Raw genomic sequence first — 25,048 nt, forward strand, 5'->3', positions numbered from 1 at the left:
CAATGGAACTTAAATAAGATGACTCCTGTTCAATACAGAAATCATCTTATCATATAGTCTTTTTTAAAACGTCCTTGACAAAGGGTACATTTTAAAATCCATGTTTTATAAGTAGCTTTTATTTTATATTTTATTCTTCATCAAAATTCTCAAGGAAAGAATGATCTATTCCATCTTTTTGCCATCCTAATATGGAATCCATACTAACATTTTGTGCAGCTCTAAAAATTGATTTATCTACATCATTAAAATTCTTTTTAAGTTCAGATATTAAATCTTTTATTTCATAACGTTTATTTCCAATCTTTTTAGCCGCTACCATACAAGCACAGTTTAATGGCCATATACCACTTCTTTGAGTAAATTTTTTTATATACTCTTCTTCTATATAATACATAGGACGTATTAATTGAATTCCCTCAAAATTGGTAGAATTTAATTTTGGAAGCATAGTTTTAAAATTTCCTGAATAGAGTACATTTAAAAGAGTTGTTTCTATTACATCATTAAAATGATGTCCTAAAGATACTTTATTACATCCCAATTCTTTTGCCTTTGAATATAATGCACCACGTCTCATTCTAGCACACATATAACATGGGTAATCTTTAGCCATTTCATCAACTATATCAAAAATTCCTGATTCATATATTTCAATAGGAATTTGTAAATACTCACAGTTATCTAACATTAACTTTTTAATATCAGGATGATATCCTGGGTCCATACATACAAAACGTACTTCAAACTTCATTTGTCCATGACGTTGTAATTCTTGAAATAATTTAGCCATTAACATGCTATCTTTTCCACCAGAAATAGCTACTAAGATTTTATCTCCATCTTCGATTAGTTTATAATCTTTAATAGCTTTTATAAATTTTGACCAAATATGTTTTCTATATGTTTTAATAATACTTCGTTCCACTTCTTTTAATGGTTTTCTTTCATTAAATGGAACTAATATATCACAACCGTTACCTGCTATATCACTCATGTTAACACCTCTCTTTTCCTCAAACATTATAACATTTTTATAAATTTTTGTCTTTATAAAAAAATTTTCTACAATTTTAGCCTTAGCTATAACCAAAAATAATGCTAACATTAAACAAAATAACACTAAAATAGTATCTATTAGTAATTGACATTTTATACTGCCTAATATTAGTTCATTAATTAAAAATGCTAATAAAGAGTTCTTTATAAATTCAATAAATAGGATACATGTAGGAAAAGATAATATAGTAATTGCACCTAAAAATATTAAAATTTATAGACTTAATATAACCCCACTATATAAATTCATTTTAGATTTCATTATTATTTTCTTAATTCCCCTAACAATTTTATTCTTTGCCATATTTACCTTATCTAAAAAATCAAAACTTAAAAAGATATTAAACAAAAACAAGGGTATTAAACTATACTTTTAATCCCTTGTTTTTCATATTAATTTTTTAATATTTAATTTTTTCCCATTGTAGTTTGTTCATATATTCCATAACAAACTCATGATTAACTTCTGGATGTATAGTATCTTCATGAGATATAGCAATACTTGCTAAAGTAATAGCATATGTTACTGTATCATCTATTGATAAATTATTCATATACCCATAAGCAATACCTGCTACAAATGCATCTCCAGCTCCTGTAACATTTTTAACTACTACATCATTAGCTCTAAACTTACCTTTTTCCTTCCCATTTGAAAAGAAAATTCCATCTGCATCTAAGCTAATAAATACATTTTCTACTCCTAAATCATGAAAATACTTTACTGTTTTGTTTAAGTCTTCTTCATTATTAATTTTAATACCTGAAAGCATTTCTGCTTCATATCTATTTGGTTTTATTGTATGAAAATACTTAACAAGGTGTCTTACACCCTTGGCCTTACATGCTGAAACAGGATCTAATACAAATTTTGTTTTTCCTTTAAACTTTTCTAATATGTATTGTAAAATTTCAGGGTTATCAGAATCTAAAAAAGTATATTCTGCTGATTCTATAATATGTGCTTTTGAATCTATAAATTTTTTGTTTAATTTATCTATAGATTTCATATCAACTACCGCAGATACCATTTCCCCTTGCTCATCTAATATGGCCATATATGTAGGTGTACTATATCCTTTTACAATTAAAGAATCTTCCATATCATATCCAACTTCTCTTGAATGTCTTAATAGTTCCCTACCATTGTTATCATCACCTAAAACGGATATAAACTTATTTTTCACACCTATTCTAGCCATATTTTCTGCAATATTTCTACATACTCCTCCAAGAGATGTCTTTACACATCCTGGTGTAGAATTGCACTGCATATATTTTTTAGTACAAAAGCCAAAAATATCAACTATTGAAGCTCCTAAAACTACCACATATGGTTCTTGTTTATTAATCATTCTTTCTTGCCTCCCAAAGTTCTACCTTCAACATTTTATCATATTTTTTTGACTTTGGGTAAGGCTTATTTCTACCATTTTATATTTTTTATTGAATTATCATTAGAAAAACTATTTATATTATATAAAAGTAGAATTTCATCTATATTATTTTCTTTAATATAATCACTTAGATTTCCTCTATAGTGCCTCAAATCGATCATTGTAACCTCATTATAATGAGGAATTAAATATGGTACAAAACTATTAGCATACGAATCTTTAATAATTAAAATATTTTTATTTATTTGAGATTTTTCATTTCTAATTTTTACAGTACCATGATTGCCCCCAAAAAAGACTGAATATTTATCCCTTTTCTTAAGACTATCTAGATTATAAATTGATTGTTTTTCTGGTTCATTATCTATTTTTACTGTATATTTTTGAATTTCTTTTGTCTCAAATAATTCTATAGTATCGGATTTTATGCTATTTAATAAAACCTTTGAATATAGAGTTCCATAAAATCCATTTACTTTTCTCATTAAGTTAAATTCATGATTCTCTAGTGGCCTAATTCCCACCTGTTTTGCAAATTCAACATAAGCATAATAGGCACCTTTAGTCGTCCAATGATGATCAGTTTTATAAAAAATATATTCATTTTTTTTCTCTTCAAAAATTCTTTTTAATGGAACAAAAGTAATATCATATTTAAGTGCTTCTTCAAATTTATTTAAATATTCATACTGATCTTTTACAGGTGCATTTTGAGGTAACTTTTCTTGTAATATCTTAGTTGAATTAGGTACTAGCATAAAATATTTTTTTACATTAGGATTTTTTTTACAGAAATCTTTTATATACTCAACTTTATTACAAATACTTTTTTCTTCTTCACCTTTAAAATTTTCAATTAGATATTCATCTTTACCGATAAAAACACCATTATTATCTTTTTTACCTAAAAGAACCTCGTTTTTAGCCTTTATCTTAACCCAAAAGTTCCTAAATGGAAATTGATCTGAAATATATTTTTCATAATCCTTTGTTAAATCTTCATTAATTAAATTATTAAAAGAAAACTTAGGTTTTTGAGCTAACATTCTATTTTCTAAGTCTGAAAATGTTTTATCCTGTTTTGTAAATTCAAAGATTCCAATACTTATTATAAAAACTATAAAAATTACACCTAAAACACCATAATAAATCTTATCTTGTTTTTTCAATGGAACCCCTCTCTTCCTCTATACTTATAATTAAAATCTAAAATATAAAAAAGGATTATATGTTTCATTTACCAAGTAAGCTACACATAACATTAATAATATCAACATAAAAACTGATAAAATTATACTTATACATATACTGTTTCTTGCTCTTAATTTTTTAAATAACTTTTTAGGTATAGGGGTAGAGCATATTATAAGAAATATTATTAAAATCCAATTTGTACTTAAATAATATTTTAAACTACTATTTATAAAAGGTACTTTTCCTAATCCAAACATAGTCTTTATATAACTTAATGCTTGTCCAGTGTTTTCTAACTCAAATAGTACCCAACCTATCATAACTACTATTAACGTATATATATGTCCTATGAATTTAGGTTTATTGTTCAAAAATTTTAATAAAAATTCTTTTTCTAGGCATATAAATATACCAAAATACAAACCCCAAGTTATAAAATTCCAATTTGCTCCATGCCAAAATCCTGTTAAGAACCATACTACAAAAAGGTTTCGAAATTGCTTTAATTTTCCCTTCCTATTTCCTCCTAGTGGTATGTATACATATTCTTTAAACCATAATCCTAATGATATATGCCATCTACGCCAAAATTCCGTTACACTTGCAGAAATATAAGGATAGTTGAAATTTTCCATAATATCAAAACCAAACATTTTTCCAAGCCCGATAGCCATATCTGAATACCCACTAAAATCAAAGTATATCTGAAATGTAAATGCCATTATTCCTATCCATGAGGACAATACAGATAATTCTTTAAGTGGCGTCACTTTTATAATATTCCATAATACCCCAATACCATTAGCTAAAAGAACTTTTTTAGAAAGACCAATAATAAATCTTTCTATACCTTGAGTTAATAATAAGAAACTTTCTTTTCTATTATTAATCTGCTTATCTATATCTCCATACTTAACAATTGGACCTGCCACTAACTGTGGAAACATTGTAACATATGTTCCAAAAGAAATAATACTTTTCTGCACTTCTACTTTTTCTAAGTATACATCAATTACATAGGACATTGTCTGAAACGTATAAAAAGAAATTCCAACTGGAAGAGGCAATTGCTTAATTTTAATACTTAAATTAAATAAATCATTTATATTATTTATTAAAAATCCATAATACTTAAAAAAACCTAATATTCCCAAGTTAACTATAATTGATAACAAAAAAACAGCACGAGAAACGTGCTTATTTTTTCTATATTTATCAATCATTAAACCATTTATATAATCAAATACTGTAGAAAAAAGCATTATAAGAATATATAGGGGCTCTCCCCATCCATAAAAAATTAAACTAGATATAAGAAGAACCAAATTTTTAAATTTTTTAGGGGATAAATAATAAATAATTAATGTACTTGGCAAAAATATAAATATAAATAAAAGACTACTAAAAATCATTTTCTTACTCCCTAATTAATTATAATTTTAAAATGCAATTATTATTTAAAACTTTCTTCAAAAGCACTTTTAACCTTATCCTTATTTTTATCTGCTACAAATAAAATATATTTCCCTTTTTGTACAATCTCATTGTTTTTTATAATATCATATTGTTCTGGAATATATTGCTTAAATGCATTAGATTGATCTTCGATTCTTTTATTAATTTTTTCTTTTATTTTTTCTACATCTTCAGAAGATTTTAATTTTAAAATAGCTATTTCATTTGCTTGAATATTTTTAGAAGGTAAAAATAATGCAAATTCTTCTATATCATCTTTTTTGATGTCATAGAATCTCTCTAATCCTTCTTCTTTTTCTTCCATAAACATTTTACTATCTATTGCACCTTTTACCTTTTCTACTATTGTATTCATAGAAACCTCTTTTACTTCTTCATTCCCTTTTGATGAACATCCTCCTAAAAGTCCTATACAAACAATTGCTAATAATGCTACTACTTTTCTTATAACTTTATTATTCATATAAAGCTCCTCCTTAAACTTTAAATTGTATATTTTTGTTATATATCATACTATTTTTTTACTAAATTTTAGCTCTAACTAATTTTGCCCATACAGGATAAAAATCATAAATAACATGTATTCCATCTGGTTCGTAATAGTCTTTTTTTGAATTTTCTACTATTGGATTTATATTTATATATTTTCCACCTTGATTTTGTATCATTTTCTTTAAAGAATCATTTATATTATCTATTCTTTGTTTAGTCAGATATTTATTTTGTTTAGCTTTATCAGCTCTCACATATAACACAGATTGAGCGTATATTTTAACATTTGGAATTTGATTTTTTATTAATTTAACAAGTTCACTATAATCTTTCAAAAATTGGTCTGAACTTATTCCCCCTTCTAAATCATTAGCTCCAAATAATATATATATATTACGAGGATTAAGTTTTTTTAATGTTCCAACTTTTTCTTTGGCTTTTATTACTGTCATCCCTCTAATTCCTAACACATTCTTAGGTTTTAAAACATTATAATAAGACATACTTTCAGTTATAGAATCTCCTAAAAATACATCTTGGTTAAAAAAATCTTTATCTGATATTTTACTTTTTACTGTTATCATGTTAAGTTTATATAAGTTATTTTTATCTTTAATACCAGTGGTCTTTCCGTTAAATTTAATTTTAGGCGAACTAGCAATAATCAAGGACTTTTCACTAATGAATTGCTGTTTGGATTTTCTCATATATTTAACAATAAAATTAGTTAACTTTATAATAGTAAATATAATAAATAAAATACTAACTACAGCTAATACTATTCTCTTTTTATTTAGTCGTCTACGTCTTTTACTAATTCCATAATACAATTTTTTCCCTCCAAAATAGACATATAATTCAAAAGCCACTTTTATTATATACTATTACAAAAAAAAAATAGTTAAAAAAGGGTTTCATTTTTAACTATTTTATACCATTATTAAAATTTTATATTATTTTTTTTTGCCTGCAACTTCTATATTTATTCTCATACCTCTAATTTTATTTTTAGAAGCTTTATTTAATACATCATTAGCAAACTTATCATTTACTTCTACAAAGCTAAATTTATCATACATATCAATAGTACCTATATCTTTTCCTTTAATATCTGTACCTGTTACTAATGCTTTTAATATATCTTCAGGTTTAACCTTTTTATTTCTACCTATATTAATAAAGAATCTTTTCATTCCTTTATTAGTAGATTTTTTTCTATTTGAAGATTTTTCTTCTTTTTCTGCAACTATTTCTTTTATATCACCTATATTAACTTCTAAATCAATCATAGCAGCTAATAAATCAATTATAGAATATCCTTCTTCAATTAATTCATCTATAATTGTTGAATATTTTTTAGTAACTTTTGAATTACATTTTTCTTTTATTTTATTCATATATTCCTGTAATTTTAAATTCTCTATATCTTTAGCACTTGGAATTTGTTCTTCTTCCATTTGCTTCTTTGTATATCTCATAATATCTTTTAAAATTCTCATTTCTCTTCTAGAAACTAAAGTTATAGATGTACCTTCTCTTCCTGCTCTACCAGTTCTTCCTATTCTATGTACATAATATTCCTCATGTGTTGGTACATCATAATTAAATACCATATCCACATCATCTATATCAAGTCCTCTTGCAGCTACATCTGTTGCTATAAGAACTTTTATGTCACCTTTTTTAACCTTAGTTATAACTGTATTTCTAACATTTTGTTTCATATCGCCGTGAATTTTTTCACATAAATATCCTTTTTGTTGAAGAGAATCAAAAAGTTCATCTACTTTTCTCTTAGTATTACAGAAAATTAATGTTACTTTAGGATTTTTAAAATCTATGATTCTGCATAATGCTTCTTCTTTATCTGACTCTTTTATACATATATATTTTTGAGTTATATTTGGAGTTGTAACTTCTTTACTCTTAATTTGTACCTTTTTAGGATTCTTTAAATATGTATCAACTATTTCCATAATGTTTTTTTTCATTGTTGCAGAAAATAGTAATTTCTGTATATCATGTTCTATGCTACCTATAATAGTTTCTATATCTTCTCTAAATCCCATGTTTAACATTTCATCTGCTTCATCAAGGATTAAAGTATTTAATTTGTCTAATTTTAAAGAACCTCTTCTCATGTGATCCATTACTCTACCTGGTGTTCCTATAACTACATTAGCACCTTGTTTTAATGCTCTTATTTGTCTGCTTATAGGGTCTCCACCATATACTGAAATTATCTTAACTTCCTTTTTATATTTACAAAGTTTTTCAAACTCCTCTGATACTTGAAGAGCTAATTCTCTTGTTGGACAAAGAACCATTAACTGAACACCTTTTATAGCTTTATCAATTTTATCTAAAGTAGCTACTCCAAAAGCAGCTGTTTTACCAGTTCCTGTTTGTGCTAATCCAACAATATCTTCTCCTTCTAATACTAAAGGAATAGCTTGACTTTGTATAGGAGTTGCTTCTTCAAATCCCATATCCTTTATAGCTTTTTTCATTTCTTCTGATATATTCAGATTTTCAAATCTAACATTTGTCATTCTTTTGTTCTCCTTCTATTTATTGAACTATAGGGTTAATTTGTTTTTAACTAAAAAAGCCGAAACTAAAAACCCCAAACCCAAAATAGCACTCTAAAAGGATTTTTAAGCTCGACTTTAACAATTTTCGCATCATCAAAATTAAAGGCTTTTCTAATTTTAATCATAACGCTCATAAACTACCATACAAAAGTTTATTATATCATACTATAGAAATATTTCAATAAAAATAATTCAATTCCATTATTTACTTTAACCATTATTAGCTTTTTTTATAATTCTACATAAAATTTTATTAGGCAAAATTTTAGAAAAAAACACTAAAATTTTATTTTTAATTCCTGGAATTATAACTACCTTATTTCTCATAAAACCTTTGTATCCTATCTTTGCAACTTTATCACTTTTCATTAAATTTGAATTTGTAAACTTTGCCTTTTTAATCTGTGCTTTGTTTTGAAAATTAGTTTTAGTAGCTCCTGGATATAACACACTAACCTTTACTCCTGTGCCTTGTAATTCTTCCCTTAATGCCTCAGTAAAGTACCTAACATAAGTTTTAGATGAATAATATACATTCATATAAGGACCTGGTGAAAATGCAGCTGTGGATGATACATTAAGTATTCCTCCTTGTTCTTTAATAATTTCATCTAAAAAGATCTTTGTTAAATATGTTAGTGCTCGTATATTTATATCTATTATGTTCATATCCTTATTTATATCTATATCTTTCGTAGAACCGAATGATCCTATACCTGCATTATTAACTAAATATTTAATGACCCATTTTTTACTCTTTATAAGCTCAACCATAAAATCTATCTCTTGTAAATTTAATAAATTTGCACTTATACTTTCTATTTTAATTTTATTATTAGAATTTATTTTTAATAAACACTTTACTTTTTCAAGTTTTTTTAAGTCCTTCCCATGTATAATTAAATTATGTCCATTTTGTGCAAATACTTTACAAAGTTCATATCCTATTCCAGAGGTAGCCCCTGTTATTAACACATATCCTTCTTTCACATATTCCTCCATTGTTTAATCAAATTCTATATCCAAATTTTTTAAAACCTCTATAAGTTCTTTATCCATATTATTAAGCTCAATTCCAATTAAAATACTTGAAAAAAAATATATAAAACTGCTTATTATCTTTATATATTTTTTTTCTCTTCCCCTTATACTTACCTGTTTTTCATTAATATATATATATCCTCTAAGATCATAGTGCACTTTTCTTATATCTAAAAGACATATTTTCCATGATTCTTTTAAAATATCTTTAAAATAAATATTTTTATTTGTTATTAAAAATCCATTTTTCCTATTCCAAGAATTATTTATTATTATCAATGGTATTTCTCCATAATCACTTTTACTTTCCAGCCTCAAATACCATCCAATATATTTTCGATTGCCATTTTCAAATGCCATTTTTATATATCTTCGAAATCTTTTATCTAACCTACACAATATTTTTTTTATAAAATCATAATACTCTTCTTTATTAAGTTTATCTATTTTTGTATATGTAGTTAAATTATTTTTTTCCAATGTTTCCTTAAACTTTAACGTAAAAATTATATATTCTATAAAATAAAAAATTTCTCTTATATCCTGTTTGTATTCCATATTTATAAAAGCACATAGATTATCAAAGCAAATATTATTTTCCACTAATAAAATTAACTGTATTTCCTTTATACTCAAACTCCAGTAATTTTCTTTACATATATAGTATACCTTTTTATCCGTTATTAAAATACCTTCTCCATAATCTCCAGTATTGATCCAGTAAATTAAACATTCTGTTTTTTCTACATTAACTTTATCTAAAATACTTTTCTTTAAAATTAATGATACTTTTTCCTTATTGTTTAAATGAATGATAACCTTTTTCTTAGTAATAAAGCATACTGTCTTATATGCTTCATTTATTTTATTTTCTATAGTTAAATTACTAAAAATTTTCAATCTAAAATAAACTTCATTATTTTTTAATATCTCTTCATAACTTCCCTCATATTTACTTACATCTTTTTCGAATTCTTCTTTATGTATATTTCCTTCTAAATCTTCATCTTGTAATAGCTCCCATCTATTTTCTACTATAAGTTCATGATTATAAATAAAAATTAATCTTCTTAGAAACTCTCCAAATTTAATTATATTTTCTATATAATAAGTACTTAATTCTAATTCTTCACTATTTTTATTACAACTTATTTTTATACATTTAATAGCATGTAATTCATTCTTATATATTAATGGTGCATAGGAAAAATTTAATTTCTTTATATTATTTAAAGGAATTACCTCAATAATTTTACTATCATATATATTTTTACTACTAATAATCATACTTTCATTTATTTTGCTACTTTCTACATTTTCTTGATTTAAAGAAAACAAGAATTTATCTTTTTCTATCTTATGAATTCTTTTAAATTTATCTATAAACTTATTTTCACTATAATCTTTATCAGTAATGTGATGAAAACATTGTCCAAAAGGTCTATCTCCTAATTTATTATATTCTTGTTCTGAGTTTATAATAAAGAATTTTTCTCTATTATGGTCAATTAGTTTTTTTACCGTTTCTGCCTTTAATCCTTTATATAAGGCAAATTCATAGATTTTATTAATATCATCATTTTCTAGAAACATTAAATTTTTCTGATTTTTTTCCATTAATTCATTTATATAATTATTTATTTCTAACATATCATTTTTATTATTCATAATTCATCTACTCTCCAAACTAGATAATAAAAAAAGCGTATCATTTAGATACACCATTTTTATTTAATAATAAAATTTATATGTTTGTATATTTATAAATATACCTAGATAAACTATCTTAGAATTCATCATGCTGATTAGTAGGCAAAGTAATTATAAACTCAGAACCCTTGTTTAATTCTTCGCTCTTTACTCTAATAGTTCCATTATGCAATTCAACTACATATTTTACTAAAGCAAGTCCTATTCCACTTCCTACTTTTTTATCTTTTATATTATTATTTATTTGGAAAAATCTTTCGAATATAACTTTTTGATCTTCTTTAGAAATTCCTATACCTGTATCCTTTACAGAAATCTCAACTTTATCATGTTTATCATAAATACTTACCCATATAGATCCGCCGCTAGGTGTAAATTTAATTGCATTATTAATTAAATTTATTATACATCTCTCAATTTCTACAGGATCACATTTTATTATTTTTTCTTCCACTTCTGGATCTATAATAAGTTCAATATTCTTGCTTTCAACATAACTTTTCATAGAAAGCGCTGTTTCTTCAACTAAATATATTATATCTGTTTCCATGAAATTTATTACATAAGTTCCACTTTCCATTTTAGATGAATCAATAAGATCATTTATTATTCCTAAAAGATTCTTTGAATTTTTTCTAATTATACTCATATAATCCTGAAATTTTTCTTTATCTATAATTATATTTTCTTCAGCGCATTTATTTAAAAATTGTACTGCAGACAAAATTACATTTAATGGTGTCCTAAGTTCATGAGATAAATTTACAAAATAGGTGTTTTTAAATTTTTCTATTTCTAAATTTTTTTCATATAGGATATCGTTTTCTATTAGTTTATTGTTTAACTCCGTAGTTCTTTGTTGAACTTTACGTTCTAAAATATCTATGTATCTCCATATTATATAAAGTACAGTTATAAACATTACTATATATATACTATAAGCCGTTAAAGTTTCCCATGGTGGAGTTGCAACCACTATATTTATTTTTTCCTCCTCACTCCATATTCCATTTCCATTTCTTGCTCTAACCTTAAAAACATATTTCCCAGAAGGCAAATTTAAATAATTACAATATCCTCTGTGACTTCCAAAAATCCATTCTTTATCTATTCCTTCTAGCATATATTCATATTGAATTTTAGATATATTTTTATAGTCTGGATAGAAAAACTCCATAGAAATATTATTTTCATTGTACTTAAGTTTTATATTATTATTAGGAATAATGTACTTATTTTGTACATTTAAATTTTCAATTACAACCTTAGTTCTAAAATTATCTTTACTTATGTTCTCCGGATAAAAACTAGTAATTCCATTTATACCACCAAAAAACATCTCTCCACTACTACTTTTAAAATACGACCCATCATTAAATTCATTACTTTGCAATCCATCGCTAATATCAAAATTAATAAAGGTATCTGATTTTATATCTAACTTAGCAATTCCTCCATTAGTACTAATCCAAGGATTATTTTCTTTATCAAATAAAACTCCATAAACATAATTATTACAGATTCCATTACGTTCTTTATATGTAGTAAACTTTTGATTATTTTTATTAAACTTGTTTAGTCCATTGCTTGTACAAATCCATAAATTATTATTTTCATCTTCCGATATACATTTTATATTTTTAAGACTAAAGATTTTATCATTTTTGCTGTATTCCTTATATTGTTCTAACCCTTTAGTTTTTTTATTAAATTTAATTATTCCTCCATTTATAGAACATCCTAACCAAAGTATATCTTTATCTTGTTTATCTTGATGTATTGTAAAAATATAATAATCATTAATTTTATGTTTATCTAATAAAAAATTATAGTGAGTAAATTTATTAGTTTTTTTATTAAATGAATCTACTCCTCTTTTAGTTCCGATCCAAATTTCTCCCGTATCATCCTCTAATAAACATCTAACCTCATTGTTTATTAGACTATTTACAGACTCATTATGTAAATATCTAATGAATTTCTTAGCTTTTTTATCATATTTATTTAAACCATAATTTGTTCCTACCCATATGTTATCATCCTTATCCCCTATTACTGATGTAACTGAATCAGAACTTATACTATGTTCATTACTAGGGTTATTTGTAAAACATTCTATTTTTCCAGTATTTCTATTAATACAATTAAGTCCCCCATTATTAGTTCCTATCCATAATAAGTTATTTTTATCTAAATAAATTCCACTAATCATATCATCACTTAGTGTATTAATTTTATTACTTTCTTTTTTATAATGATTAAATTCTAAGTTAGGATTAAAAAAACTTATACCACCATTAGTTCCAACCCAAATCATTCCTGATCTATCTTCACCTATACTTAAAATATGATTGTTAACTAAACTGTGCATATCTCCATATTTCTTCTTATATACAATGAAATTATCATCTTTTTTATTATATTTACATAATCCATTTTCTGTTCCGATCCAAAAATTTTTTTGTATATCTTCATACATAGTAGTAATATAATTTGACGGCAACGCTTTTTTATCTTTTGAAATTTTATAAACTTTAAATTTATTTTCTTTTTTATTGTATTTATTTATACCACCTAATCTAGTGCCTATCCATATATTATTGTAACTATCTCCATGTATTTTAGTGATATATTCATCACTTAACTTATTTGAATATCTAGTAAATTCTTGTGTATGGGGATTAAAACTATTTAAACCATTCCTTGTTCCTATCCAAATAATTCCTTCCTTATCTTCAAATAAGGTAGATATAAAGTTATCACTTATACTATTTTTATCATTCTCATTATGAAAAAAATGCTTAAATGTCTTATTTTTTTTATTATAATAATTTAGACCATTTTCTGTAGCTATCCATATATTATTATTTCTATCTTGTATTATATCCCAAACATTATAATTAGAAATTGAATTTTTATGATTTGGAAAGTATTTAGTTAAGTTCTGTCTCTTATTATCTAATTTATTAAGCCCATTACTAGTTCCTATCCATAATTCATTATCTCTATCTTCTAAAATTATGGTTATATAATTTGATGATAAACTCTTTGCACTTTCAACTTCAGAATTACTTTTATATATTTTGAAATTTTCTCCGTCATATCTTTGTAATCCTGCACCTGTAGCAATCCAAATATATCCGTTATGATCTTGAATTATACTTTCTACTGTAGACTCTTTTAATCCATTTTCTATGGTTAAATTTTTACAAGTAAGTTCTTTATAGTTTTTTGCGTATACTATTTGGCTAAAGGCTAAAAACAAAAACAACAGTATTGTGGTCATATATAAAAAATGAAATTTTTTTAGCCGCATAATCATTTTTATTTTTCTCCTATCTTTCTTTATATTCTACTGTTATTTTTACATATGTATTATTTTTTTACAATATAGTATCTTTTTTATAATATCTTTTTTTGTGCTTTTTTGCATTTTTTAATTATTTTTTAATATAAAATTATTTTTAAAAATAAATATAGTATTTTTTTTATTATTATCCATTTTTAATCAACTAATTTTTATAAAAAAAGATGTCTCAAAATAATTTTTAAAATCATTTTAAGACATCCTATTTACAACTATAACAGTTTACTATCTATTGTTATTTCTTTGTTGTTTTCTAGCTCTTCTACAATCTACACATCTTTGAGGTTCATTTTCGAATCCTTTTTCTTTGTAAAATGCTTGTTCACCTTCAGTGAATACGAATTCTTTTCCACAATCTTTACATACTAAAGTCTTATCTGCCATTTAAACATTTCTCCTTTTTATTATATAAGATTTAAAATTGATTTACTTATATGCCTACAAAGGTAATGTTCAAATCAGATTATTAAATCTTGTATATTTTTACTGTAAACTTATTTAACAGTTTCTTTGATTATATCATACTCTCAACTGTTAAGCAATAAATACTTTATGTTATCTAATATATATACTAATTAATAATTAAATTTTTCTATATATTTACTTCTTTACAGCCTTTTAAATTTAATTTTTAAACTTTAAAATACATAGTTAATCTTGACTATTAAAAAAAAATATAATATTATCTAATAATTAGGTGTCTAACTATTAGATGGCTAACTATTTAAAAATGGAGGAAATTTTTAATGGATGTTTACTCAAAAGATTCAATGTATCATATTTTTTTCCAAGTAGTAAGGCTTCACTTTGTACATATGCATTCCTCTCTAGAAAAAGCCGGTGTGCATCCAGGGCAACCACCTATATTGTTTTGTTTAATTCATAAAGATGGTCAAAGTCAAAAGGAACTCGCAGATAAAATCAAAGTTAAACCAGCTACTATGACTGTTACTCTTAATAGAATGGAAAAGAATAATCTTATATATCGTAAACCCGATAAAAAAGATCAAAGAACTACACGAGTACATATTACCGAAAAGGGTAAAAGAATTTGTAATGAAGTAAAAATCATTATGGAAGATTTAGAAAAAGATTGTCTTAAGGGATTTACAGAAGAAGAAAAAATATCCTTCTGCAATCTGTTGCATAAAATTAAGGATAATCTAGATACTTAAAAACTTTTAATTACTTTTTATCAAAAGAGGAGATGTAATTAATGAAAAAATTACTTAAGTTTTTAAAACCCTATAGTACACCTTTAATTGGTGTTCTACTACTACTATTTTTTCAATCATTAAGTGATTTATATTTACCTAACTTAATGTCAAAAATTGTTGATAGTGGTGTAGTTAAAGGTGATACTAACTATATTTTAAAAATTGGAGCCATTATGCTAGGAGTTGCTTTTTTTAGTGCTATATGCACCATAATAGCTGGTTTCATTTCTTCTAAAATAGCTACTAAATTTGGTAGAGATCTTAGAAAAGACATGTTTTCTAAAGTCGAAAATTTTTCTTTAGGTGAAGTAGATAAAATTGGAACCGCATCTCTTATAACTAGAACAACCAATGATATTAATCAACTTCAACAAGTGTTAACAATATTTTTACGTATGATGGTTACTGCTCCTATAATGTGTATTGGTGGTATTATAATGGCAGTATCCAAAAATGCTAAATTATCATTAATTCTAATAGTTATTATCCCACTTTTAATGTCTATTTTAGGATTAATAGGTAAAAAGAGTATTCCACTATTTAAATCTATGCAGGTTAAACTTGATAAATTAAATTTAATAGTTCGTGAAAATCTTACTGGTATAAGAGTTATACGTGCTTTTAATAGAATAAATACTGAAAAAACTAGATTTGATGAATCAAACTCAGATCTTACAAATACAGCAATTAAAGTTAATAAACTTATGGCTCTTTTAATGCCTATAATGATGCTTATATTAAATCTTTCGGCGATTGCTATACTTTGGTTTGGTGGAATTCAGATTGATAATCTTTCAATGAATATCGGAGATTTAATGGCATTTATCCAATATATAATGCAAATTTTATCTTCATTCTTAATGTTTTCTATGATGTTTATACTTCTTCCAAGAGCATCTGCATCTTCTGAAAGAATAAATGAAGTTTTAGATCTTCAATTTTCTATAAAAAATATAGATGCTCCTAAAACTTGTGAAAATATAAAAGGATATGTGGAGTTTAAAAATGTTTCATTTTCATATCCTGGTGCAGAATCCCCTGCCCTATCAAATATAAGTTTTATATCTAAACCTGGAGAAATAACCGCTATTATAGGTGGAACTGGTTCTGGTAAATCTACCTTAGCAAGTCTTATTCCTAGATTTTATGATATAACTGAAGGTGAATTACTTATAGATAATGTTGACATTAGAAAAATGCACCAAAACATATTAAGAAATAAAATTGGTTTTGTGCCTCAAAAGGCAGTATTATTTAGTGGAAGCATTAAAGATAACTTAAGATATGGAAAAGAAGATGCAACAGAAGAAGAATTAAAACATGCAGCTTCCATTGCACAAGCTACAGAATTTATATCTAACATGAAGGATGGTTTTGAATCTTATATTTCTCAGGGTGGTACTAATGTTTCTGGTGGACAAAAACAACGTCTTGCTATTGCCCGTGCTTTAGTTAGACAACCGGAAATATATGTTTTTGATGATAGTTTTTCAGCTCTTGACTTTAAAACAGACGCTAAATTACGTGCTGCTTTAAAAGATGAAACTAAAAACTCCACTGTAATTATAATTGCTCAAAGAGTAAGCTCAATTATAGATGCTGATAGAATCATTGTTTTAGATGAAGGAAAAATAGTTGGAATGGGAACTCACAAGGAGTTACTGAAGTCTTGTGATATTTACAATGAAATTGTTTCTTCACAGCTATCAAAGGAGGAATTAGAGAATGAGCAATAATAGAATCGGCGGACCAAAAAAAATGCATGGTGGTCCTCGTATGGGAATGCCTGTAGAAAAAGCTAAAAATTTTAAAGGTTCTCTAAAGAGACTTTTAAAATATCTTAGACCTCATAAATTTAGATTAATATTAATATTTATTTTAGCTGCCCTTAGTACCATATTCGCTATAATTAGTCCTAAAATTATGGGACATGCTACTGATGAAATAGTAAAAGGTATGATTTTAAAATTTAAAGGAATACCTAACGCTGGAATAGATTTCACTGCACTTGGAAAAATCTTATTACTTTTAATAGGTTTTTATATTATAAGCTCATTGTTTTCTTATATGCAACAATATGTTATGGCGGGTGTAGCTCAAAACACAGTATTAGTTATTCGTAAGGAAATTAATGAAAAACTTTCACGACTTCCACTTAAATATTTTGATTCTAATACTCATGGAGAAATTTTAAGTAGAGTAACTAATGATGTAGATAATATAAGTAGTACATTACAACAAAGCTTAACTCAATTAATTACTGCTATTGTTACTATTATAGGAGTTATTGCTATGATGTTTTCAATAAGTGTTAGTATGACCCTTATTTGCTTAATTACTTTACCCCTTTGTATTATTACAACTAGACCTATTATTAAACGTTCTCAAAAATTTTTTTCTGCTCAACAGAAAGAACTTGGGGAATTAAATGGCCATATTGAAGAAATGTACACTGGTCATAAAGTTGTTAAAGCTTTTGGATATGAGGAAAAATCTATTAATAAATTTGATGAAATAAATGAAAGACTCTATCAAGCTGGATGGAAAGCACAATTTATATCAGGTATCATCATGCCTATGATGAACTTTATAAACAATATTGGCTACGTACTTGTTTCTGTAGTAGGTGGTGTATTAGCTGCTAAGAATACCCTAAGTATAGGAGATATTCAATCTTTTATTCAATACTCAAAACAATTTACACAACCAATAAATCAAACTGCCAATATTGCTAATATACTTCAATCAACTATTGCATCTGCTGAACGTGTTTTTGAACTTTTAGATGAAATAGAAGAAAAACCTGATAATAAGGATTGTAAAATTTTAGAAACTCCTAAGGGTGAAGTTAAATTTAATCATGTTCAATTCGGATATAAAGAAGGTGTTACTCTTATTGAAGATATGAATATACATGTAAATCCTGGTGAATCAATAGCTATAGTTGGTCCAACTGGAGCTGGTAAAACCACTCTTATAAATCTCTTAATGCGGTTTTATGAAGTAAATAATGGTGAAATTACTATAGACGGAATAAATATAAAAGACTTTAAACGTGGTGATTTACGCAATATGTTCGGAATGGTTTTACAAGATACTTGGTTATTTAATGGAAGTATAAAGGAAAATATAGCCTATGGAAAAGAAGAAGTTACAGATGAAGAAATCATAAATGCAGCTAAAGCCGCACATGCTCATCACTTTATAAAAACTCTTCCTAATGGTTATGATACCGTATTAAATGAGGAAGCTTCAAATATTTCTCAAGGACAAAAACAATTATTAACTATTGCTCGTGCAATTTTAGCAAATCCAAGTATACTTATACTAGATGAAGCTACAAGTAGTGTTGATACAAGAACTGAACATTATATTCAAAGTGCCATGAATAATTTAAGTAATGGTAGAACAAGCTTTATTATCGCACATAGATTATCAACTATTCGTGATGCTAATTTAATTCTTGTAATGAACCAAGGAAATGTTATAGAACAAGGAAACCACGAAGAACTTATTAAAAAAGGTGGCTTCTATGCCGACTTATATAATAGTCAATTTTCAGCTTCTTCTATAAACTAATTTAGAATATTAATTAATTTTTAAAGCTCATATGAATCTCCTTAAAGATTCTATGAGCTTTTTCTTTGGGTATAAATTATTTGAATTTTAGGAAATACTAATATAAACTAAGTTTTTGAAAGGAGATATTAAATGAAACGTATTTGTAAAAATTTAATTTTTTTATTTACATTACTTTTTACTTTTAATTCTATACCACTTGAAGTTCTTGCACTGTCAACTGCAAAAAATTTTAATGAAAATAATATTAGAAACTGGCAAAGCAATACAGAATTACTTGTCTCAGATTCAAATTCTACAACCGACTTACCAACTAGATTTAGAGTTATTCCAGAACTAAAGATAGCCGGTGGTAAACAATTTACTCCTTCTCAATTAAAAAATATACAAAACAAAATAACCTCAGATAACCTCTATATAGTAGATTTACGAGAAGAATCTCATGGTTTTAATGATAATACTGCTATAAGTATATACACAAAAATTTCGAATAAAAACTATCCATTTACTACCGAATCTATTTTAAATAGGGAAACTCAAAAATTGAATACTTTAAAAAATAATTCTACTTTAAATATCTATAATCAAAAAGGTAATCTAGTTAAAACAGTCAATACTGGCACAATCCAATCCGAAGCTGAATTAGTAAAACAAAATAATATTAATTATGTGAGATTTCCTGTAATAGATGGATATATCCCTAGTCCTGAAATAGTAGATGAATTTGTAAATTTTATAAAAAGCAAACCTGAAGATGCTTATTTATATTTTCATTGTAAGGAAGGTCAAGGAAGAACTACAACATTCATGTCTTTATATGAAATGATGAATAATAAAAATAATCTTTCATTAGATGAAATCTTAAAACATCAAAAAGATATAGGCGGTATAGATATAGTAACTGGAAACACTTCTCGAGCAACATTTCTAAAAAACTTCTATAATTATACTACTGAGAACATGAAAGAGGATTTTAAAACTCCTTATTCTACTTGGATAAAAAACAAATAATAAAACAAGGATGTAAAAAAGAATCTTAATAATTCTTTTTTACATCCTTGTGATTATAAATTAAAATATTGATTAATACTTGCTAAACAAGTATTAATCATGAATTCTATTTCTTCATTATTTATTACATATGGTGGTAAAAAATATAAAGTATTTCCTATAGGTCTTAGTATTAATCCTTTTTTAAGTGCTATTTTATAAATTTCATATCCTATCCTTTTATCTGTTGAAAAACCTAATTTTAGTTCTTTATCCTTAACTAATTCTATGGCTGTAATCATTCCTATATTACGAATATCTCCTACATATGGGTGATCTTTAAATCTTTCTTTTGTTAGATTTTTTATAAAAATCCCTTTTTCTATATTTCTTTCTATAATATTGTCTTCTTTAAAAATTTTAAGATTCTCAAGCGCTATAGCACATGCCATAGCATTTCCTGCATAGGTGTGACTATGTAAAAACGCCTTATGCTCACTATATTCTCCATAAAACTCATTATAAATATCTCTAGATGCCATAACTATAGACATAGGCATATATCCTGCTGATAACCCTTTTGAAAGACACATTAAATCAGGGCTAATTTCAGCATGATCACAGGCAAACATTTTACCTGTCCTTCCAAAACCTACTGCAATTTCATCAGCAATAAGATGTATATTATACTTGTCACAAATTTCTCTAAGTTTTTTTAAATATATAGGAGAATACATTTTCATACCTGCTGCACCTTGAACCATAGGTTCTATTATTACTGCACAAATTTCTTCTGCATTTTTCTCTAAGGTTTCATACATATTTTTAAAACATTCTGCCTTGCAGCTTTCTCTATCTTTTTTATACTTACATCTAAAACAATCGGGTCCTTCTACTCTTAATGTATCCAAAAGTAATGGTTTATAAATCTTATTATATAAATCTATATCACATACTGATAATGCTCCCAGCGTTTCTCCATGATATGCATCACTAATAGCTATAAATCTAGTCTTTTTCTTACTCCCCTTTTGTTGATGATAATGAAAACTCATCTTTAATGCAATTTCTACTGCTGAAGAACCATTATCAGAGAAAAATACTTTTTCTAACCTACTAGGAGTTATCTCTACTAACTTTTCTGAAAGTTCTATAGCTGGTTTATTAGAGAAATTAGCGAAAATTACATGCTCTATATTGTCAATTTGACTTTTTATAGCTTCATTAATTCTCTTATTACTATGCCCTAGGGTGTTTGTCCACCAAGATGAAATACAATCTAAATACTTATTATCTTCTACGTCATAAAGCCAACACCCTGATCCCTTTTCAATAACTATAGGTGGAAAATCTTCATAATCTTTCATTTGAGCACAGGGATGCCATATATATTTTAAATCTTTCTGTTGATATATATTCATACTATTTCTCTCCTAAACTTTATATTTCATCCATAATAGAAATTATTTTTCTTATATCTATTGATCTTTCTATTTCTAACTTAATATTATCTTTTCTTAAATTCTCATTATGGATATTATCTATATGATTTACTATTCCTATAATAGGAAGATTACTTAGTTTCTTTATAATCTTTATGTTATCATCACATAATATATTATTTTTATATCCATTAATTATAATTCCTTTAATTTTTGTTTCTAAACCTTGAATATACTTAACTGTAAGTATAGTATGGTTAATTGTTCCTAAATCTGCCCTAGTAACTATAACCACATTCATGCCTAAATCTTTTATGAAATCTTCTAAAAGATATATAGATTCTTTAGTATCAATTAATGGACAAATTATACCGCCACTACCTTCTGCAACGATATAATCATATTTCTTCTTCAAAATTTTATATTTATCTAACATAACCTCTTTATTTATAATGTTATTTTCTAATTTACTTGCTAAATGAGGTGATACAGGTGTTTTATATATATAAGGAGTAATATCACTATATTCTTCCTTAAGATTACTAAGTTCACATACTTCTTTAGTATCTCCTGGTATCAACTTATCATTTTCCTCTATTGCTCCACTTAATGCTCCTTTAAAATAAGTTGCATTATATCCATTTGAACGTAATAAATACATTATTCCTGCACTTATAATAGTTTTTCCTACATCTGTATCTGTTCCTACTATAAATATTCCCTTACTCATTTAAATTCACCTGCAGTCCCAATCTATTTATCATCTCAATATCATCTACAATTTTATTTCCTGAAGTAGTTAAATAATTGCCCGAAATACTTGCGTTAACTCCTACACTAAAACATTTTTCTCCAAAGTTATCAATTAAATTTCTTCCTCCTGCCAATCTTATATAAGCCGTAGGATTTATAAACCTAAATATTGCCATAGTTTTTAATATATCTTTTTGACTTAAAGTTTTTATATTTTCAAGTGGTGTTCCCTTTATAGGATTTAAAACATTTATAGGTATAGATTTTATTTCTAATTTTTTAAGTAAACTAGCCAACTTTATTCTATCTTCCATAGATTCACCCATACCTATAATTCCGCCCGAACAAACATTTAATCCTGCTTTTTTAGCAGATTTTATTGTTTCTATTCTTTCATCATAAGAATGAGTTGTACATATTTTTTCATAATATTCTCTACTAGTTTCTAAATTATGATGGTACATTGTAACGCCTGTTTCTTTTAACTTGACTAATTCATCATAAGCTAAAATTCCTAAGGAAGCACATAAATTTAATTTAGTCTTTTTTCTTAATTTTATATATATGTCTAAAACCTTATGAAATTCTTCTCCCTTTAATCCTCTTCCACTGGTAACTAAAGAAAATCTATTTATTCCACTTTCCTCATTTTCCTTAGCTAATTTCATAACATCTTCTTCTTTAACTAAACCATAGCAACTTACATTAGTTTTATAGTACACAGATTGGGCACAAAACTTGCAATTCTCCGAACATCTTCCTGATTTTGCATTCATTATCGAGCACAAATCAATCTTATCTCCATTAAACTTCTTACGTATTCTATTGGCCGCATTAAATAATTCGTTTAAATCTTTTTCATTATCTAATTTAGCCAAGAAATTAATATCTTCTAAATTAATTTCTTCCCCACTATTAATCTTATTTTCTATATTTAAAATTATTTTTTTCATTTTAATCCTCCAATATAACATTTTTTAGCTTTTATCAATACTATTTAATGTTATTATTAAGAACTCCACTTTTTTTCAATATAGGAATAATTCTCACCACAATAATTGCTGATATAAAACTTAAAAGTATATCTCCGCCTAAACAAATTATCATTCCATAATATATAGTAGACCATATACTAAAATTAATTCCTAAATATAAATTTTGAATGAAATAAAGATGTATTATTCCTAATAAATAAACAAAGAAAAGACCTGCTATAATAATTAATGTGGTTTTTATTACTGTAAACTCTTTTATTTTTTCTGCTATTTTTCCTATAACATAAGCACCTACAATAAATCCTATAAGATATCCAAATGTAGGCTTTAGTATATATGTAGGACCTCCCCCTTGTGTAAAAACTGGTATTCCCATTAATCCTATAAATACATAAATCATTTGTGACAAAGCTCCTAACTTAGATCCTAAAAAAATTCCAGCAAAAGCACAAAATGAAAACTGTAAAGTAAAAGGAACATATGGAATGGGTATTTTTATAAAAGCACCTATAGCCGTTAGTGCAGCAAATAATGCAACCAATATCAAACTTCTTGTTTTATTCATTTTAAATCCTCCATATAATTTGTCATTTTAAAATATTAATTTTTTATAAATATAATATATTAAAAGTCTTACATTGTAAACATATTTTTTATTTTAGGTTTACAATAAATAAAAAGAAAAAAGGTTTGATTATACATCTTACCTTTTTTCTCTACTATGTACTTAATATATAATTTAATTTTTTATCCTTCTTTAGCTATTATTAATACTGACCCTAAGATTAATATACTTCCTATAATTCCCATTTTAGTTAATGTTTCTTTAAACATTATTATACCTAAAATCATACTTACAATAGGTTCAAAAGTTCCTAAGATAGATGCTGTAGACGCACCTATAATTTCAATAGCTTTTATTAGCAGAATCATGGCAATAATTGTAGATATAACTGAAATTCCTAACATAGAAAAAATAACTTTGCCACTAAATTTAATCATTAAATCTCCCCTAATTAAGCCCATTATTAAAAGTATAATGCCAGAAGACAATGAAAAGTAAAAGGCAGACACAGTATTGTCTAATTTTTTAACTTCTTCATTATTCATTCCAACTAAACATCCAGAATAAACTATACCTGAAAATATGGCTAAAAAAGCGCCTTTATAACTTATATTACCTATATCTCCACTAACTAAAAGATAAACTCCTATCATAGCTACGCCTAGGGCAATACACTTTTTAAATCCTACTTTTTCTCTATAGACAAAATAACTTATTACTACTACTGCTACTGGATATACAAAGTGAAGAGTGGTTGCTAGTCCAACCGATATATAATTATAAGATGAAAACAAGTTAATACATGTAAGTGTATATCCTACTGCACCAATAAGGAACAGTATTATCATTTGTTTTTTACTTATTCTAAAATCTTTTTTTGTTATTAAAAAATATCCTAATAAAATAATGGCTGAAATTAAAAACCTACACACCAATACTGTTGTTGTATTACTCCCATTTTGGTATGCAACTTTGGCAAATATAGGCATTACTCCAAAACCTATAGCCGATAAAATTGCATACATTATTCCATTTATCTTCTTCATTCCTCTAAATTCCCTTTCATTTAATCCTATATAATTATAGTACTTTAATACTTTTTTTCAACTAGAGTAACTTTTATTAAATAGAATTAAACTGTTCTTTCTAAATTTTATTTAATTTTAATTTATATATC

Annotated in this window: 20 protein-coding genes; 4 read left to right on the top strand and 16 right to left on the bottom strand. The window is 25.7% G+C overall.

Going from position 1 to position 25,048, the window contains the following annotated elements:
* Nucleotides 1-130: 130 nt before the first annotated feature.
* The 11 genes from QOZ93_RS10690 to QOZ93_RS10740 form a co-directional block, all read right to left on the bottom strand.
* Nucleotides 131-997, bottom strand: a complete 867-nt coding sequence (locus QOZ93_RS10690; RefSeq protein WP_111941244.1) for a tRNA 2-thiocytidine biosynthesis TtcA family protein — start codon at nt 995-997, stop codon at nt 131-133.
* A 463-nt stretch (nt 998-1,460) separates the two neighbouring features.
* The gene (locus QOZ93_RS10695) at nt 1,461-2,414 is read right to left on the bottom strand and encodes a carbohydrate kinase family protein (RefSeq protein ID WP_307356376.1); all 954 of its coding nucleotides are present in this window, start codon (nt 2,412-2,414) and stop codon (nt 1,461-1,463) included.
* A 71-nt stretch (nt 2,415-2,485) separates the two neighbouring features.
* Complete coding sequence (locus QOZ93_RS10700) at nt 2,486-3,625, bottom strand: DHHW family protein (RefSeq protein WP_307356378.1); 1,140 nt, start codon at nt 3,623-3,625, stop codon at nt 2,486-2,488.
* A gap of 30 nt (nt 3,626-3,655) precedes the next feature.
* Nucleotides 3,656-5,062, bottom strand: coding sequence for an MBOAT family O-acyltransferase (locus tag QOZ93_RS10705; protein WP_307356380.1), 1,407 nt, complete (start codon nt 5,060-5,062; stop codon nt 3,656-3,658).
* A 41-nt stretch (nt 5,063-5,103) separates the two neighbouring features.
* Nucleotides 5,104-5,589 (bottom strand): DUF4358 domain-containing protein, encoded by a 486-nt coding sequence (locus QOZ93_RS10710; RefSeq protein WP_307356381.1) that lies wholly within the window; start codon nt 5,587-5,589, stop codon nt 5,104-5,106.
* Nucleotides 5,590-5,650: 61 nt separating this feature from the next.
* Complete coding sequence (locus QOZ93_RS10715; RefSeq protein WP_307356383.1) at nt 5,651-6,448, bottom strand: GDSL-type esterase/lipase family protein; 798 nt, start codon at nt 6,446-6,448, stop codon at nt 5,651-5,653.
* Nucleotides 6,449-6,571: 123 nt separating this feature from the next.
* Nucleotides 6,572-8,170, bottom strand: coding sequence for a DEAD/DEAH box helicase (locus tag QOZ93_RS10720; protein WP_307356384.1), 1,599 nt, complete (start codon nt 8,168-8,170; stop codon nt 6,572-6,574).
* Nucleotides 8,171-8,422: 252 nt separating this feature from the next.
* The gene (locus QOZ93_RS10725) at nt 8,423-9,202 is read right to left on the bottom strand and encodes an SDR family NAD(P)-dependent oxidoreductase (protein ID WP_307356385.1); all 780 of its coding nucleotides are present in this window, start codon (nt 9,200-9,202) and stop codon (nt 8,423-8,425) included.
* Nucleotides 9,203-9,217: 15 nt separating this feature from the next.
* On the bottom strand, nt 9,218-10,921 hold the full coding sequence (locus tag QOZ93_RS10730; RefSeq protein WP_307356386.1) for a hypothetical protein: 1,704 nt from the start codon (nt 10,919-10,921) through the stop codon (nt 9,218-9,220).
* 118 nt (nt 10,922-11,039) lie between these two features.
* Nucleotides 11,040-14,285 (bottom strand): ligand-binding sensor domain-containing protein, encoded by a 3,246-nt coding sequence (locus QOZ93_RS10735; protein ID WP_307356388.1) that lies wholly within the window; start codon nt 14,283-14,285, stop codon nt 11,040-11,042.
* 270 nt (nt 14,286-14,555) lie between these two features.
* Entirely contained in the window at nt 14,556-14,714 is a 159-nt protein-coding gene (locus QOZ93_RS10740; protein WP_111941222.1) for a zinc-ribbon domain-containing protein, read from the bottom strand.
* A 362-nt stretch (nt 14,715-15,076) separates the two neighbouring features.
* Here QOZ93_RS10740 and QOZ93_RS10745 point away from each other — a divergent pair, with 362 nt between their 5' ends.
* From QOZ93_RS10745 to QOZ93_RS10760, 4 genes are all read left to right on the top strand, one after another.
* On the top strand, nt 15,077-15,505 hold the full coding sequence (locus QOZ93_RS10745) for a MarR family winged helix-turn-helix transcriptional regulator (protein WP_307356391.1): 429 nt from the start codon (nt 15,077-15,079) through the stop codon (nt 15,503-15,505).
* Between the two features lie 41 nt (nt 15,506-15,546).
* Nucleotides 15,547-17,283: an ABC transporter ATP-binding protein gene (locus tag QOZ93_RS10750; protein ID WP_307356392.1), complete on the top strand. Its 1,737-nt coding sequence runs from the start codon at nt 15,547-15,549 to the stop codon at nt 17,281-17,283.
* Nucleotides 17,273-19,126, top strand: coding sequence for an ABC transporter ATP-binding protein (locus tag QOZ93_RS10755; protein ID WP_307356394.1), 1,854 nt, complete (start codon nt 17,273-17,275; stop codon nt 19,124-19,126). The genes QOZ93_RS10750 and QOZ93_RS10755 overlap by 11 nt, the downstream gene beginning before the upstream one ends.
* Before the next feature lie 132 nt (nt 19,127-19,258).
* The gene (locus QOZ93_RS10760; RefSeq protein WP_307356396.1) at nt 19,259-20,137 is read left to right on the top strand and encodes a fused DSP-PTPase phosphatase/NAD kinase-like protein; all 879 of its coding nucleotides are present in this window, start codon (nt 19,259-19,261) and stop codon (nt 20,135-20,137) included.
* Between the two features lie 53 nt (nt 20,138-20,190).
* On the opposite strand, the gene bioA is transcribed toward QOZ93_RS10760, so the two are convergent.
* The 5 genes from bioA to QOZ93_RS10785 all read right to left on the bottom strand — a co-directional run bounded on the left by bioA (nt 20,191) and on the right by QOZ93_RS10785 (nt 24,917).
* Nucleotides 20,191-21,537: an adenosylmethionine--8-amino-7-oxononanoate transaminase gene (gene bioA, locus QOZ93_RS10765; RefSeq protein WP_307356397.1), complete on the bottom strand. Its 1,347-nt coding sequence runs from the start codon at nt 21,535-21,537 to the stop codon at nt 20,191-20,193.
* A gap of 19 nt (nt 21,538-21,556) precedes the next feature.
* Nucleotides 21,557-22,288, bottom strand: coding sequence for a dethiobiotin synthase (bioD, locus tag QOZ93_RS10770; RefSeq protein WP_307356398.1), 732 nt, complete (start codon nt 22,286-22,288; stop codon nt 21,557-21,559).
* Nucleotides 22,281-23,264 carry a biotin synthase BioB gene (gene bioB, locus QOZ93_RS10775; protein ID WP_307356399.1) on the bottom strand — a complete coding sequence of 328 codons (984 nt, stop codon included), beginning with the start codon at nt 23,262-23,264 and terminating at the stop codon, nt 22,281-22,283. Before bioB ends, bioD begins: the two co-directional genes overlap by 8 nt.
* A gap of 40 nt (nt 23,265-23,304) precedes the next feature.
* Complete coding sequence (locus QOZ93_RS10780) at nt 23,305-23,871, bottom strand: biotin transporter BioY (RefSeq protein ID WP_307356400.1); 567 nt, start codon at nt 23,869-23,871, stop codon at nt 23,305-23,307.
* A gap of 182 nt (nt 23,872-24,053) precedes the next feature.
* A complete protein-coding gene (locus QOZ93_RS10785) occupies nt 24,054-24,917 on the bottom strand; it encodes a DMT family transporter (protein ID WP_307356401.1) in 864 nt (287 codons plus the stop codon).
* Nucleotides 24,918-25,048: the final 131 nt, after the last annotated feature.

The organism is Hathewaya limosa (genome assembly GCF_030815255.1).
GTDB classification, from domain to species: Bacteria; Bacillota; Clostridia; order Clostridiales; family Clostridiaceae; genus Hathewaya; species Hathewaya limosa.